This is a genomic window from Acidisphaera sp. L21, assembly GCF_009765685.1.
Classification (GTDB): domain Bacteria; phylum Pseudomonadota; class Alphaproteobacteria; order Acetobacterales; family Acetobacteraceae; genus LMUY01.
Genome location: NZ_LMUY01000145.1, coordinates 319455 through 335186, shown reverse-complemented (window position 1 = coordinate 335186; position 15732 = coordinate 319455). Strand labels below are relative to the sequence as shown.

Annotated in this window: 13 protein-coding genes and 1 pseudogene; all 14 read right to left on the bottom strand. The window is 64.4% G+C overall.

The window, feature by feature from the left end:
- Positions 1–968: pseudogene (locus tag GSQ76_RS28115) on the bottom strand (hypothetical protein); the annotation flags it as partial.
- Complete coding sequence (locus GSQ76_RS28110; protein ID WP_158747355.1) at positions 953–1996, bottom strand: glycosyltransferase family 4 protein; 1044 nt, start codon at positions 1994–1996, stop codon at positions 953–955. The gene GSQ76_RS28110 and the pseudogene GSQ76_RS28115, both read right to left, overlap by 16 nt.
- Positions 1996–3042: a glycosyltransferase family 4 protein gene (locus GSQ76_RS28105; RefSeq protein WP_158747354.1), complete on the bottom strand. Its 1047-nt coding sequence runs from the start codon at positions 3040–3042 to the stop codon at positions 1996–1998. The genes GSQ76_RS28110 and GSQ76_RS28105 overlap by 1 nt, the downstream gene beginning before the upstream one ends.
- 2 nt (positions 3043–3044) lie before the next feature.
- Entirely contained in the window at positions 3045–4739 is a 1695-nt protein-coding gene (locus GSQ76_RS28100) for a bifunctional 2-polyprenyl-6-hydroxyphenol methylase/3-demethylubiquinol 3-O-methyltransferase UbiG (protein ID WP_158747353.1), read from the bottom strand.
- The gene (locus GSQ76_RS28095) at positions 4732–5985 is read right to left on the bottom strand and encodes a methyltransferase domain-containing protein (protein ID WP_158747352.1); all 1254 of its coding nucleotides are present in this window, start codon (positions 5983–5985) and stop codon (positions 4732–4734) included. The genes GSQ76_RS28100 and GSQ76_RS28095 overlap by 8 nt, the downstream gene beginning before the upstream one ends.
- A 642-nt stretch (positions 5986–6627) precedes the next feature.
- Entirely contained in the window at positions 6628–6891 is a 264-nt protein-coding gene (locus GSQ76_RS28090) for a DUF1467 family protein (RefSeq protein ID WP_158747351.1), read from the bottom strand.
- Positions 6891–8537 (bottom strand): ribonuclease J, encoded by a 1647-nt coding sequence (locus GSQ76_RS28085; protein ID WP_158747350.1) that lies wholly within the window; start codon positions 8535–8537, stop codon positions 6891–6893. Before GSQ76_RS28085 ends, GSQ76_RS28090 begins: the two co-directional genes overlap by 1 nt.
- Before the next feature lie 178 nt (positions 8538–8715).
- A complete protein-coding gene (locus GSQ76_RS28080) occupies positions 8716–9282 on the bottom strand; it encodes a sugar O-acetyltransferase (protein WP_158747349.1) in 567 nt (188 codons plus the stop codon).
- A 9-nt stretch (positions 9283–9291) separates the two neighbouring features.
- Positions 9292–10722: an NADH-quinone oxidoreductase subunit NuoN gene (gene nuoN / locus GSQ76_RS28075; protein ID WP_158747348.1), complete on the bottom strand. Its 1431-nt coding sequence runs from the start codon at positions 10720–10722 to the stop codon at positions 9292–9294.
- Positions 10719–12242 (bottom strand): NADH-quinone oxidoreductase subunit M, encoded by a 1524-nt coding sequence (locus GSQ76_RS28070; RefSeq protein ID WP_256367029.1) that lies wholly within the window; start codon positions 12240–12242, stop codon positions 10719–10721. Before GSQ76_RS28070 ends, nuoN begins: the two co-directional genes overlap by 4 nt.
- Before the next feature lie 16 nt (positions 12243–12258).
- Positions 12259–14187, bottom strand: coding sequence for an NADH-quinone oxidoreductase subunit L (gene nuoL / locus GSQ76_RS28065; protein WP_158747347.1), 1929 nt, complete (start codon positions 14185–14187; stop codon positions 12259–12261).
- Between the two features lies 1 nt (position 14188).
- Positions 14189–14515 carry an NADH-quinone oxidoreductase subunit NuoK gene (nuoK, locus tag GSQ76_RS28060; RefSeq protein WP_254070676.1) on the bottom strand — a complete coding sequence of 109 codons (327 nt, stop codon included), beginning with the start codon at positions 14513–14515 and terminating at the stop codon, positions 14189–14191.
- Positions 14499–15230, bottom strand: a complete 732-nt coding sequence (locus GSQ76_RS28055; protein ID WP_158747346.1) for an NADH-quinone oxidoreductase subunit J — start codon at positions 15228–15230, stop codon at positions 14499–14501. Before GSQ76_RS28055 ends, nuoK begins: the two co-directional genes overlap by 17 nt.
- Complete coding sequence (nuoI, locus tag GSQ76_RS28050) at positions 15227–15715, bottom strand: NADH-quinone oxidoreductase subunit NuoI (RefSeq protein WP_158747345.1); 489 nt, start codon at positions 15713–15715, stop codon at positions 15227–15229. The genes GSQ76_RS28055 and nuoI overlap by 4 nt, the downstream gene beginning before the upstream one ends.
- Between the last annotated feature and the right edge of the window lie 17 nt (positions 15716–15732).

Genomic DNA, 15732 nt, shown 5'->3' with positions numbered 1-15732 from the left:
GTCGCATACCAGCCGATGCGGGTGACCACGGAGGGCAGCGCGGCATCCCAAATGCGCAACTGGCTGGCAGACGCCTCGCCCATGGTGGGGTTGCGCAGGTTGATCGCCAGATCGGCGCGGGCCAAAGCCGCCTGCAACTCCGCCTCCGGCACGAAGCCGTGGCGGTGGACGCGACTGCCCAGGTTGAGCCGGCCGATCTGCGCGTCGACCTGCTCCGGCTCCTCCAGCGCGCCGTAGATGTCCAGCGTTACGTCCTGGTCCGGGAGGGCAGCGAGCACTTCGAGAATCGGGCTGATGCGGCGGTTCGGGCCAAGGAAGCCAAACACGATCAGGCGCAGCGTGGTGCTGGGCGGGGCGCGCTCGGGCGCCGGGCCCGGGGAGAAGGCGAGCGGAAGGTGAAACACCGGGGTGCGCGTTTGTTCGGCCAGGCTGCGTTGCTCACTGGCGTTGTGCACCACGGCGGCCAGCGCCTGGTCCAACGCGGCAACCGTCATGGGGTAGCGATCGACCATGGCCTCCAACGTGCCCTCACCCAGCATCCAGCGCTGGGCGTCGTTGAAGCCCGGCATGCCGTGGGCGCGTTTGATGCTGTCCAGGTAGAAATTGCGATCGGCCCCTGGCGTTTCCGAGTAGCGGGCGAAGAAATGCTGCAACCGGGTGTCGTGCAGCACCACGATGCCGGGCACGACCCGCGCCACATTGAAGATGCTGCGGTGAAAGGTTGCGTTGTTGCCGATATTGTAGATGTTGGCGTTCGCCCGGTTCAGCAGCGGCCAGTCCATCGCCGCCGGGTCGAACCGCACCACCGGGCAATCGGCCACGGCGCGCGGTGCATCGTCCTGCGACGTCCATAGCGTCACATCCGCCACGTCTTGGAGCGCGCGCGCCACCGTCAGCGTGTGGTTGCCGATCTCGCTATGCAGCGGCGGCAGTGGGGAGAAAACATTCAGGCTCAGTCGAGCAGACATTGCACCGCGTGCTCCCATGTCAGCCCTAGGGTGCGGTAATGGGCCAAGCCCTCCTCCCCCAATAATTTGGCGCGCTTGCGGTCGGCCCATACAGCATCCATTGCCTCGGCCAATGCAGCCGGCTCCGGATCGCAGACCAGGCCGTTGCGGCCGTGTTCGACGAATTCCAATGGGCCGCCGGAATCGGTGCAGGTGATGATGGCGCGGCTGGACAGCATCGCCTCCAGCGCGACGTAGCCGTAATCTTCGTCCAAAGGGGGCACCAGCACGGCCAGCGCTTCGGACAGTAATTCGATCTTCAATGCGTCGGACACCGAGCCAAGCCATTGCGCGCGGCCCGGCGCCATCGTGCCCGCCTTCGCCATCACGCCCTCGGCCAAGACGACGTCATCCGCCCCGCCGATGAACACGACGTGCACCGGGTGCCGGGTGAGCGCCAATGCCTCCACCACCAGGGACTGGCGCTTGGTGGCGTTGAAGCGGCTCGGCATCAGCAGATACTCGCCCAAGGGGCCGCTATGGTAGCGCTCGGCCAAGGGCGGCGGGTGATACAGCGGCTCGGCATCGATACCGTTGAAGCGGCGCAACCGAGCCGCCACGTTGCGGGAATTGGCGAAGATCCGGCGCGCCTCCGGGATCAGCTTGATATCGGCGCTGCGGATCACGTCGCGGGCCTCCGCCCCGCCGGGCGTCCCGTAGAGGTCGCCCCAATGTTGGTCCCACATGTCGTAGGCGCCGCGGTGCTGGTGCAGAATCCACAGCACCTTGTTGGGATGCGGGATGAGATAGGCGGGGAATTTCAACCCGATCACCCGGTCGATCCGGGTGCCCATGCTCTCCGTCAGGTCCAGCAGTCGACAGGCCAGGATCTGCTGCGGGATGGTTGGAGCCGGATACCATTTGAACGGCACCCGCACGATCTCCGCCTCGTGCCCGGCATCGATGATGGCCTGGCGCAGACCCGACGCGTGCAGTTCGGCGCCGCCCGAGACGAACGGCACCTGAACAGTCGTAATTGCGACCCGCATCAGTCGAGCAAGCGGTCCAGAACATGCGACCACCCCAGCCGCAGATCGGCATAATGCTGCCGGCCGGCGCGGCCCCAGGCAGCGGTCTTGGCACGATCGGCCCACATCCGATCCAGTGAGGCTGCCAAGAATTCCGGCTCGGGCGGGCAAATAAGGCCGTTATGGCCGTCCTCGATAAAGTCGAGCGGACCGCCCGCATCCTTCGTGGTCAACACCGCCTTCGCGCAGAGCATCGCCTCCAACGTCACGTAGCCGTAATCCTCGTCCATGGGGGGGAACATCACCGCCAGGCAGCCGGCATACAGCGCCAGTTTGTCCGCCTCGCTGACCGCGCCGCGCCATTCCACCCGATTGTCCAGGCCCAGCGCACGGCAGCGCGCCCGCAAATTGCGCTCGTATTCCGCAGCGTCGCCGGCACCGATGAAGCAGAGCCGCACCGGCTGCGTGGTGAGCGCCAATGCCTCGATCGCGAGGAGTTGGCGCTTGCTCTCGTTCACCCGGCTGGGGAACAGGATGTATTCACCGTACTCGCCGGGCTGCAGCAGGTCGGCGCCTGGCGGTGGATGGTACAGCGGCTCGGATTCCAGGCCGTTGAAGCGCCGTAGCCGGTCGCTGACGACGCGGCTGATGGTGAAGAGTGACTCGCATTCGCCCAGTAGCGCGTTGTCGGCGGTGTGGATGGCACTGCGGACATGCGGGCCGTCCGGCGCGTGCCGCAGATCGGAGAAGGGAGCGTCCCAGAAATCATAGGCGCTGCGATATTGATGCAGCAGCCATAGGCGCTTGGATCGATGCGGCATCAGATAGGCAGGGAATTTCAGCCCGATCAGTCTATCGATCCGCTGACCGACGCTTTCTTCAACCTGCATCAGCCGCGCCGCCAGCATGTGTTCCCGCACGCGGGCGGGCGGATACCACTTGAACGGCATGGAGATGATCTCCGCCTCGTGCCCGGCGTTCTGCAGCGCGGTTTGTAGGCTTTCGGCCAGCAATTCGGCGCCGCCGCGCACAAACGGCACCTGCACAGTTGCGATCCCCACGCGCATGGTCAGGCCTTCCGGGCCACCAACGCGTAATCCTGCGGGCCGTAGAACACGCGATCCAGCGCCTCGGCCAACGGCCGGTCGGAACCGGGGAAGCGGGCGTCCATCGGGTGCAGTTCGACGATTTCCGGATTGGGGAAGCCGCGGGCCTCGGCGATCATCGCCACCATTTCCCCCGGCAGCGGATTGCGGTGGGTCGGGTCCAGATAGAACCACCGGCTAGCGGTGAGCAAATTCGCGGGGTTCGGCGTTTCCAGGATCAATAGGCCGCCCGGAGCCAGGGCGCGCAATGCCTCGTCCATGATGCGCACCATGACCTTGAACGGCAGGTGCTCGATGATGTGGAACCCGGTGATGGCGCCCAGCGAGCCCGGCGGCAGCGCGGCGAGGTAGGCCAACGCATCGCCCTCGACGCAATCCAGGCCCTGCTCGCGGCAGACGGCGGCCATGGTGATGTTGGTGTCGACGCCGCGGGCCACCAAGCCCTCGTCGCGCATCAACTCCAGGAACTCGCCACGCCCGGCGCCGATATCCAGGATTGCCCGGTCCGCCGTGCCGGCACCGGCGGCGTGCAGCCGCGGCAGGTAGACGCGCTGACGGTCCTTGATGGCCCGGCGGGTGCCGCGGAACCGGTCCTCGAACGCGACGTACAGCGAGTCGAGCGCGTGGTCGTCCTGCTCGTTCACTTCGGCCGGGATGGCGTGGCCCATGGCCTTCACAGCGTTCAAGCTGTTCAGCATCAGTCCGATGCGGCGCTGCTGGTCGGCAACGTCCTGGCGGTTCTGCCGGGCAATCTGCTCGGCAGCGAGCATTCTTCCATCCAACTCCAACCGCAAACTGCCCGCCGCCGTTTCGATCTGGGCCCGGGCGGCATCGGTGTCGACGGCCCCCTCCAGGCTGGTGAGGCGAGATTGGTGGTTTTGCACGGTTTCGGACAGGGCGAGCATCGAGTCGATGACGCTATCCTCCAGCGACGCAAATTGCTGCGCCAGTTTGGCGCTCTGCTTCGACAGGGTGGCCAGCATTTCGCCCTGCATCGCGATGGCCTTTCGCCCGGTCTCCTCCTGCGTCGTCAAGCGCCGGGTGAGCAGGTCGATCGCCATCTGCTGTTCGGACACCCGCTCCTCCAGCGCACGGCGAGTTTTGTCGATCGTGGCGGTGAAGCCACTGAACCGCGTGTCCAGTTCCTGCTGCCGGGCGCTGGGGGAGCCGCTGCCGAGCAGCCGCGACACGCCTGTGCGTCGCAGCACGGTTGAGCCAAGGCGGATGACCGGCCCCACCACAGGGACGCGATAGACGCGATGCACCAGGTAGCGGCGGCGCAAGCCGGCGATCACCCGGCCGCTCCGTTTGCCCTCCGCACTGGCTTCCAACTCACCCAGCAATTCGACCTTGCTGCGGCCCTTCAACAATTCGGCGGTGATGTAGGCGATCCCCGCCTCGTCGGGCGGGCGGCCGAGCGTGGTGGCGTAGGCAGCTTCCATGAACGGCATGCCCTCCAGCGCCAGTAGGGACGGCAACGGCGTCGGCATGGTCGAATGGTCCAGCACCGCGGGCATGCCGGCCTGTCGGGCGCGGTCCGCCGCTTCGCGCAGAGGGGTTGCGCCGGCGTGATTGCGGGCGACCTCCAGCCAGATCTCGTCGGTAATATCGGCCGTCGAAATCGGCGCGACGGACATCTTTTTGCTCGTCTCAGACATCGGCACCCTCCGGCGTAAGCCGGACCTTCATCGACACGCCATCTATGACGAGTTCGGCGACCGTCAGGCGCGCCAAGGCGAAGATCCGCGCGTATTCTGCCAGGCTGAACCCCTGTGGATTCAGTCCCTGGCGTAATTCCGCCAGCAACTTGGCGCCCGGCGCACCCGGCCACATCTGGCCCACCGGCTCGCAAAACAGGCCAATGAAGCCGCCGCGTCGCAAATGGCCGCGTAATGTGCCGAGCGTTGCGACCAAGTCCGGCACATAGTGAAGCGTGTTGAAGCAGACGATGGCGTCGAAATACGCCTCGGGGAATGGCAGGTCGTTAAACGCCGCGCAGAACGACAAAACGCTGGCGCCTGCCTTACGCCGGGTCATTGCGCCGAGTTGCAACGCCAGCAGGTCGCCATCGACCTGGTAGCCAGGGCTGGGCAGCCGGGCCGTCACCGGGTTCATACCGCTGCCGAGTTCCAGCACACGAGGCTGCTCTCCGGCGTGGGTCGCGACCCAGTCGATCATCATCGTGGTCGCACGGTCGCGATCGGCTGCCGGCTCGTGGGCGCCGGGCCCATCCAATACCCAACTGGCCGGCGGCACGAAGCCCGCATTTGGCTGCACGTGGATGGCGAATGGGCCGTAGGAGGGTTCGAGCCAGCGCACACCCTCCTGCACCATCTTGAGCACGAGGCTGTATTGCCCTGGCTCCGTTGGCGCGTGCAGGCGCACGGCGACGGTCAACATGCCGCCGGGCGGTAGGTCTGCGGGCAAAGGCGTCCGCAGGTCGCGGTGGGAGGATCGGGCGGGGTCATCATCCTGGCCGTTCGCCGATAGCTGTGTCCAATGCGAATCGTACCAGGTCGCGGCCAGGTTTACACGGCGATCGCCAGCGGCGAGCATTGGCACGGTGCCGACATTGCGGAAGCGCAGATTGGCCAGGAATTCCTCGCCAGGGCGCACTGCGCGCGGCAGGTGCTCGCCCAGCCACTCACACGCTGGTTCCCCTTCTGTGAAGGCGATTTTGGATGCTGCCGGCGGCAACACGCCCAGAGCAGCCAGCATGCGACCATCATCGGGCAGGTTGCTGCCGCCCGGCGCGGCACCGCCTAGGCGGACTCTCGCCCCGGAGGCACGCCGGACCTGGAGAAGATTTACCGGATCAATCGGCAGGCCCAGCGTCGACAACAGATGTCGCGCGACGACGGGGTCCAGAAGGTCGCCTCGCTCCGCAATCGCATCATCGATCATGACAGGGATATCCGCGCGAACCGGAAAATTTCGTCCGCATGCGCAACATTGCAGTCCTGCGGCAGTGTTTTGCAAACCACTCGCGCGACAACCGACGCAACGCAGATCGTGCAAAGCTGATAAAGATTCCAAGACGCCGGGTTGTCCCTAGTGCGGAAGGTCAAGCCACTCCCGTAGGACACTGTTTGTTGCGCGGCAACACACTTCGCGCATGCCGGAGCATTCTTTGAGCGATGAGTGCACGTTAAGTCATGGCCACTGACCATTTCTTTATTGTTCGGCCCATCGTCTCGAAGAGATCAACAGATTAGCGTCAGTAGTTGAAACAATGCTGCGTCGCACAACAATTCGACGCAAGAAATTTGCATTAGCGGGTGTGAAACAGTGCAAAATTGCGTGACAGCACCCACGCAACCCCTTAAAACGTAAAAAGCCCGCGTGCCGTTAAGGCACAGCGGGCCAAGTTTAGGGAGGAAACGCCAGTCACACGGCAGGAAGAGGCAGAGCCTCAACCTGAGACGATGATTGTGCAGACCGACAAAAAATACCAACGAATAAGAAGGCGATCGGGCGAATTTTTCGCCCGATCAGCCCTTGTTTGCCCACAAACGGCGCAGTGCCGAGTAATTTTTGAGCAAATGCTCAATCATCAGTCATTTTTGATGCCATGGCGCGGAAGCTGAAATACGGGCTTTGGATCAGTGCGACGCTGCCGCCCCAAATGATCGCAGCGACGATCGTCGTTGCCACGAGTTTGCGTAGCAGCAGCGGGCGCTCCGGGGCGCCGCGCCAGCCACCATTTTCTTCCACTGCATCGGCGACCGGCCGCGTCCAGAAGGGGAGGACGGCAAAAAGCACCGTCCACCAGATCAGCACGAACAAGACGCATGCGGTGAACCAGCCCATCAGACCCTCAGCAAATGCACATCAACCAGGGGGCGCTTCTGCAAGGACCGGCCGAGTGCCCGCCGCAGTGCTGCCTTCGCCGCGTCCGTCAGCGCCGTGTCGTCCTTGCGCAGACTGTTGGGCAGGTCGGCGAAAGCGGCCGCAAACTCCCGTCCGACACGCTGGCTTTCGGCATCATCGGGTTCGAACAGGCCCGGGGCGCTGATACGCGGCGTGCCGCGAAGGACACCGCCTGCATCAACGGCCACGCTGGCCAGGACCATGCCGTTGAAGAGCATGCGACGCCGGGCCGCCATGACGCCGCCGTTCAGCGGCACCAGGCGATTGCCATCCAGCGCCAGCCGGCCCACCGGCGCCGAGTCGGTGACCGCCGGGCGCTCGCTGGACAGGCTGAGCAGGTCGCCATCCTCCAACATGATCGGCGTTGCCCCGGCGTCCTTCGCCAGCGCGGCGTGGGCAGAAAGATGCCGCCATTCGCCATGCACCGGCACCGCGTAGGTGGGGCGCACCAGAGCATACAGGCGACGTAGCTCGTCACGTGCCGGGTGGCCGGAGACGTGGACCATGTGGTCGTCCGCCGTCATCAGCTTGACGCCGCGACGCACCAAGTTGTCGTGGACTGCGCCGATCGCCCGCTCGTTCCCGGGGATGACGCGGGAGGAGAAGATGACCGTGTCGCCCTCGCCCAAGGCGATATTGCGGTGGGTGTCGTTGGCGATACGGGCCAGGGCGGAGCGTGCTTCGCCCTGGCTGCCTGTGACCAGGATCAGCAGATTGTCGTCGGGAACCTCCGTCGTGGCTTCCTCAGGCACGAACTCCGGCACATCCTTCAGATAGCCGCAGTCCCGCGCCGCATTTTCGAGGTTGCGCAGGGAGCGGCCGACCAGTGCCACAGAGCGCCCGGCGTCACGGGCCGCCAGCGCCACACTCTCGACCCGGGCGACGTTGCTGGCGAAGCAGGTGACGGCGACGCGGCCGCGGATGGGGCGGATGAGAGCCGACAGGCTGGTGCGCACGTCGCCCTCGGAGCCGGAATGCCCCTCTACCATGGCGTTGGTGCTGTCGCACACCATGACCAGCACGCCCTCGTCACCCAGCGCCTTGAAAGACGCCTCGTCGGTGGGCGGGCCGACCAGAGGGTCCGGGTCCAGCTTGAAGTCGCCGGTGTGCAGGATGATGCCGTAGGGCGTGCGGATCGCCAGCGCCTGGGATTCGGGGACAGAGTGTGTGACCGGCATGAATTGCAGGTCGAACGGGGCCAGTTCGAACCGGCCACCGGGCTTGATCGTGGTGATCTTCGCCTCGTTCTGCAGCCCTGCCTCCCCCAGCTTGCGCCGCAGCACGGCGGTCGCGAACGGGGTTGCGTAGATCGGGCAGCGCAGTTGGCGCCACAGATGGGCCACGGCGCCGAGGTGATCCTCGTGCGCATGGGTGATGACCAGACCCACCAAATCGGCCTTGCGTTCGGCGATGAAGGCCGGGTCGGGCATCATGATCTCGACCTCGGGGTTTTCCGATCCGCCGAAGCCGATGCCGCAATCGACAGCCAACCAGCGGCCATTGCAGCGGTAAAGATTAAGGTTCATCCCGATCTCGCCTGTCCCGCCCAGGGGCAGGAAGGCCAGATCGTTGCTTATTTCATCCAATTTAATCGCTTTCTAAGGATCGTATCCGGTCCCTTGGCAATGTGGGGGCGGGGTCAGACTCCGCCAACAGCCGCAGACCGTCAGGGGTCAGATCGGGGTCGATCTGACGAACTTCGTATGCCGTTATAACGATAGAGGGGGTGGAAATGCCAGCGCTGACGTATGGCAGCATTGGCGGCTAGGCCGGCACGCCGGCAAGCGGACGGGCTGGATTGCCGGCCACGCGGCCACCTGGCGGCACGTCGCGCGTCACCACGCTGCCGGCGCCGATGATGGCGTCGTCGCCGATGGTGACGCCGGGCAGGATGATAGCGCCGCCACCGATCCAAACGAAAGCGCCGATCCGCACCGGACGGCCGAGTTCCAGGCCCTGGCGACGCAACGCCGGGTCCCGCGGGTGGTCGGCGGCGTAGATCTGCACGCCGGGGCCGATCTGCGTCCCCTCCCCGATTATCACGGCCGCGACATCGAGGATGACGCAGTTGAAGTTTAGGAAGGCGTCGGCGCCCAGGCTGATGTTGTAGCCGTAGTCGCAGTGGAAGGGTGGCCGAATGACGCAGCCATCTCCGGCGCTGCGGAGGAGTTCGCGGAGCAGCACTCGCCGCTCGGCCGCGGGTTTTCCGAGGGCGGCGTTGTAGCGAACCATCCATTGCTTGGCGGTCGCCTGGTCGGCCTGGATCTCCGCATCACCCGGGCGATACAACTCGCCGGCCAGCATCTTCTGCTTTTCGGTATGGCCGGCCATCTGGTTGCCCTATCCGAACAGGGCGGACGCCGCGATTTGGGCTGCATTCACGATCGGCGCGGGGAAGACGAAGAACAGCACCGTCACCAGCGCGCCTACTGCCGCCACGAAGGACAGCGAGGGCGAGCGGGCGTCAAACGCCGGCTGCGCGTCGTCGAAATACATCACCTTGATCACGCGCAGATAGTAGTAGGCGCCGATCACGCTGGTGAGCACGCCGATGACCGCCAGCGTCCAGTATCCAGCTTGTACTGCCGCGTAGAATACGTATAATTTGCCGAAGAACCCGCTGAACGGCGGAATGCCGGCCATCGAGAACATAAAGATCGCGAAGGCCAGCGCCAACATCGGGTCGGTCCGCGCCAGGCCCGACAGGTCGGAGATCTTTTCCAGCGCCAGGCCCTGGCGGCGCATCGCGATGACGCAGGCGAACACGCCGGCGGACATGAACACGTAGGTCACCATGTAGACCAGCACGCCCTGGATGCCAGCCTGGGAGTTCGTGGCCAGGCCGATCAGCGCGTATCCCATATGGCCGATGGAGGAATAGGCCATTAGCCGCTTGATCGAGGTCTGCCCGATCGCGGCCAGCGAGCCCAGCAGCATCGAGGCGATGGAAACCAGCACCACCAATTGCGTCCAGGACTGTCCGAGATGGCCGAACGGCACCTCCAACGCGCGCAGCAGCAGGGCGATGGCAGCGACCTTGGGGGCGGTGCTCATGAACGCGGTTACCGGAGTGGGGGCGCCCTCATAGACGTCCGGCGTCCACATGTGGAACGGCACGGCGCTGATCTTGAACGCCAGCCCGGCGACGATGAACACGATGCCAATCACCAGCCCGGCTGGCGGATTGGTGGAAGTGAGGCCGGCGCGGAGCTGGGCGAAGTCCATCGAGCCGTTGAAGCCATAGGCGAGCGAGGCGCCGTATAGCAGCAGGCCGGAGGCCAAAGCGCCCAGCACGAAATACTTCAGCCCGGCCTCGGAGGAGCGCAGATCGTCGCGGTTGAACGAGGCCATGACGTAGATCGACAGCGATTGCAGTTCCAACCCGATATACAGCGACATCAGGTTGGTGGCCGAGGCCATGATCATCATGCCGACGGTGCAAAGCAGGATCAGCACTGGAAATTCGAAGCGGTCGATCCCCGTCTGCACGTTGTAGTCGATCGAGAGGATCAGGCTCAGCCCGGCGCCCGCCACGATCAGCAGCTTCATGAAGACGGCGAAATGGTCGACGGCAAACAGGCCGCCATAGGCGGAGCCGAGCGGCGCCGACAGCGCCAGAACGCCCGCCAGCAGCAGGGAGGCGAGCGCGAGCATGGCGCAGGGGAAGGACGGGTTGCTGCGTTTCCACAGCACGCCGAACACCAGAATCGCCATGGCGCAGATCGCCAGTACGATTTCCGGCAGCGCCAGGATCCAGTTTTGATTGATCATGGCGCGATCCCTGCCAGCTTGGTTGTCGAGGCAATGGCCGCCACGTGGTGATCGACCATCGCACCCACGCTCGCATCGAAGAATTGGGTGAAGCTGCTGGGGTAGACGCCCATCCATACCGTCAGGAATACCAGCGGCACGAAGATCGCGACCTCCCGCGGGGAGAGATCGAGGATGGAGCGGAGGTCGTCGCGGGTGATGCTGCCGAAGATAATCCGGCGGTATAGCCATAGTGCGTAGGCCGCGCCCAGGATCATGCCCGTGCTGCCGAGTAGGGACACCCAGAAGTTCACCTTGAACGCGCCCACCAGCACCATGAACTCCCCAATGAAGCCGGAGGTGCCGGGGAGACCCATGCTGGCCATCGTGAAGAACAGGAACACGAAGGCGTAGCCGGGCATGCGGTCACCGAGGCCGCCATAGCGGGCGATTTCGCGCGTGTGGATCCGGTCGTAAACGACGCCGACGCAGAGGAACAGCGCAGCCGAGACGATGCCGTGGCTCAGCATCTGCAGGATCGCGCCCTCGATGCCCTGGATGTTGAAGGTGAAGGTGCCGATCACCACCAGGCCCATATGGGCGACGGAGGAGTAGGCGATCAGCTTTTTCATGTCGGTCTGCGCAATGGCGACGAGGCTGGTGTAGATCACCGCTACCACGCCGAGCGTGAACATGAGCGGCGCGAAGGATTGCGACGCCTGCGGCAGCATCGGCAGGGAGAAGCGGAGGAAGCCATATCCGCCCATCTTCAGCAACACACCCGCCAGGATGACGGAGCCTGCAGTCGGCGCCTCCACGTGCGCGTCCGGCAGCCAGGTATGCACCGGCCACATCGGCACCTTCACCGCGAAGGAGGCGAGGAAGGCAATGAACAGCCAGGTCTGCATCTGCGGCGAGAACGAGGTGTGCATCAGCACTGCGATGTCGGTCGTGCCGGCCTGAAACCACATTGCCAGAAGCGCCAGCAGCATCAGCACCGAGCCAGCCAGGGTGTAGAGGAAGAACTTGAACGACGCGTAGACCCGGCGTGGGCCGCCCCAGATGCCGATGATGAGATACATCGGGATCAGCAGGCCTTCGAAGAACATGTAGAACACGATGAAGTCGGTCGCGGCGAACGCCCCGATCATCATGGTTTCCAGCACCAGGAAGGCGATCATGTATTCGCGAACCCGGGTACGCACCGATTCCCAGCTGGCCAGGATGCAGATTGGGGTCAACGCGGTCGATAGCAGCACGAACAGCACGCTGATGCCGTCCACGCCCATTTTGTAGCCGACCTTGAACTGGGGCAGCCACTCCAGGCTTTCGTTGAACTGGAAGCCAGGGTTGGCCGGGTCGAAATCCCACCATAGCTTGAGGCTGATGGCGAAGATGATGATGCTGGTCCACAGCGCGGTCCAGCGGGCGTTGCGGGCAACGACCTCCTCCTCGCCACGGATGGTCATCAGCACCAGGCAGCCGACCAGCGGCAACCAGGTGAGCAGTGAGAGGATGGGAAAGCCGGCGGCGTTGGTCACGTTCACTTCTGGGCGCTCACCGGAACAGGAGGAAGATGCTGATGAGCACGACGAGACCGATCAGCATGGTGAAGGCGTAGACGGCGATCGACCCGGTCTGGATCTTCACCACCTGCGCCGACCCGCCTGCCGCCAGTGCCGCGGCACTGTTGGGCATGCCGTCGATCAGCTTCTCGTCGCCGACATGCCACAGCACACGGGCAAGCCTCTGTATGGGCCGGACGAACAGGAAGTCGTAAAGCTCATCGAAATACCATTTGTGCAGCAGGAACTGGTAGATCGGCTGGAAGGTCGAAGCCAGGCGACCCGGCAGGCTCGGCACCAGCATGTACATCACGTAGGCCAGGGCGATGCCCAGCACGCCGGTGATGGTCGGCAACAGCCCGATGATGGAGGGGATGTTCTCCATGTCATGCAGCACATGGTTGTTGGCGCCGACATGGATCGCGCCGGCCCAGAACTCTGCCTGGTCCTCGCCGATGAACCAGCCATGCAGCAACCAGCCGGCGAAGACCGCGCCGAACGCCAGGATGACGAGGGGGGCGACCATCCAGGGCGTGCTCTCGTGAACATGCTCCATCGTGTGCTTGTCCGCCCGCGGCGTGCCATGGAACGTCATGATGATGAGGCGCCACGAGTAGAAGGCGGTGAGGAAGGCAGCCAGCACACCCATCAGATAGCCGTAGCCGGCCAGCGGGTTGTGTGAAGCCCAGGTCGCCTCGAGGATCGCGTCCTTCGACCAGTAGCCGGCGAAGAAGGGGATGCCGGCGATGGCCAGGCTGCCGAGCCACATGCAGGTATAGGTCCACGGCACCATCCGCCAGATGCCGCCCATCTTGCGCATGTCCTGCTCGTCGCTCATCGCGTGGATCACCGAGCCAGCGCAGAGGAACAGCAGCGCCTTAAAGAAGGCGTGGGTGATGAGATGGAAGACCGAAGCCTGATACGCGCCAGCGCCCGCCGCCATGAACATGTACCCGAGCTGCGAACAGGTGGAGTAGGCGATCACCCGCTTGATGTCGTTTTGCACGCAGGCGATGGTCGCGGCGAAGATGCAAGTACTCGCGCCGATCAGCATCACGAAGGTCAGCGCGCCGGGTGCGGATTCCATGATGTAGGACATGCGCGCCATCAGAAACACGCCGGCCGTCACCATCGTCGCGGCATGGATGAGTGCGGAGACGGGGGTCGGCCCCTCCATCGCATCGGGCAGCCAGGTGTGCAGGCCGAGCTGGGCGGATTTGCCCATGGCGCCGATGAACAGCAGGAAGCCGATGACCTCGTAGGCGCGCCAGGTATGGCCGAGCACGTGATACAGCGCGTCCTGGTGATCCGGTATGTGCGCGAAGATCACCGGGAATTCCACCGAGCCGAACAGCTGGAACACCAGGGCGATGCCTAGGGCGAAGAACAGGTCGCCAACGCGGTTGACGATGAAGGCCTTCATCGCTGCGCGATTGGCGCTGGGGCGATCATACCAATAGCCGATGAGCAGGTAGCTCGCGAGGCCGACGCCTTCCCAGCCGAAGAACAGCTGAACCAGGTTGTTGGCCGTCACCAGCATCAGCATGGCGAAGGTGAACAGCGAGAGGTAGGCGAAGAAGCGGAAGGACCGGCGTTCGTGCGCCATGTAGCCGACGCTGTAGATATGGATGAGCGTGGCGACCGGGGCGACCATGGCCACCATCGCGGAGGACAACGTGTCGCGCCGGAGCGCCCAATCCAGCCTGAAACCACCAATGTCGAACCAGGTGGCCAGGATCACCGGCTCGGGCGGCTGCTCGGCGAACAAGACCTGGGAAAGCGAGATTTCGGCGCACAGAGCGGCCAGGATCATGAACCCGATGGTCACGATCTTGGCGTAGGTATCGCCGAAGCGGCGGCCGAAAATACCCGCGAGCAGACAGCCCGCCAGCGGGCTCAGAATGGCAATGGCGTAGATCATCTCAGCCCTTCATCAGCCCGACGTCCTCGACCTGGATCGAGCCGCGATTGCGGAAATACACCACGACGATGGCAAGCCCGATTGCGGCCTCGGCCGCGGCCACCGTCAAGACGAACATCGCCAGCACCTGACCCGCGAGATCCCCCAGCGAGGCGGAAAAGGCGACCAGGTTGATGTTCACCGCCAGCAGGATCAGTTCGATCGACATCATGATGACGATGATGTTTTTGCGGTTCAGGAAGATGCCAAACACACCCAACAGCAGCAGAACCGCGCCAACAACGAGGTAATGGCCTACGCCCACCGCCATGCTAATGCCCCCCGGCATGGGCGTGATCGTCGTGACCGTGCCCGTCGTCATGTCCGCCGTGACCGTGATCGTCGTGGTCATCCAATGGCCGGGCCGGCGGCGGCAACGGGCGCAGGATCCCGGTCTGCCGCGACCCGGCGCCGATCGCCACCGTCATCATCTCTAGCGTGTTGGCCATGGTGCGGGCCTGCTGCACGCCGATGTTCTGGCGGCGAGAGGCCCCACGCTCCCGATGGGTCAGGACGATCGCGCCGATCATCGCCACCAGCAGGATCAACCCGGCGGCCTGGAACAGGAAGATGTAGTCCGTATAGATCAGGTGGCCCAGGGCGGCAGTGTTGGTCACCCCGGCCGGCGTGGCCGACGCCAGGTGGAGCGTGACGTTCGGCACGAACTGCCAGCCCGCGACCGTGACGATCAGTTCCAGGAACAACACGGCCCCGACCGCCGCGCCGATCGGGGCGTAGCGCTGCACGCCTTCGCGCATCTGATCGAAGTTCACGTCCAGCATCATCACGACGAACAGGAACAGCACCGCGACCGCGCCGACGTAGACGATGACCAGCACCATCGCCAGGAACTCGGCCCCGGCCAGCAGGAACAGCCCGGCAGCGTTGAAGAACGCCAGGATGAGAAACAGCACCGAGTGAACCGGGTTACGGCTGCTGACCACGAGTGCAGCGGACCCGATCAACACGGCAGCGAAAACGTAGAAGGCGATCGCGGCGATCATCGATAGGGCGCATCCAGTTCGAGCCGCTTGGCCAATTCCGGCTCCCACTGGTCACCGTTCGCTAGCAGCTTATCCTTGTTGTACATCAGCTCCTCGCGCGTTTCGGTGGCGAACGCGATGTTCGGCCCCTCCACAATGGCATCCACCGGGCAGGCTTCCTCGCACAGGCCGCAATAGATGCACTTCGTCATGTCGATGTCGTAGCGGGTGGTCCGGCGGGAACCATCGTCGCGCGGCTCGGCCTCGATCGTGATGGCCAGCGCCGGACAGACGGCCTCGCACAATTTGCACGCGATACAACGCTCTTCCCCGTTCGGGTAGCGACGCAGCGCGTGCTCCCCCTTGAAGCGCGGGGAGTACGGATTGCGCTCATAGGGGTAGTTGATCGTGACCTTGGGCTTGAACAGGTACTTCAAGGTCAAGCCCATCCCAACGAGTAGTTCGGTGAGCAGGAAGGAACGCGCCGTGCGGTCCAGGAACGCCATATGAAAGACCCTCTCGG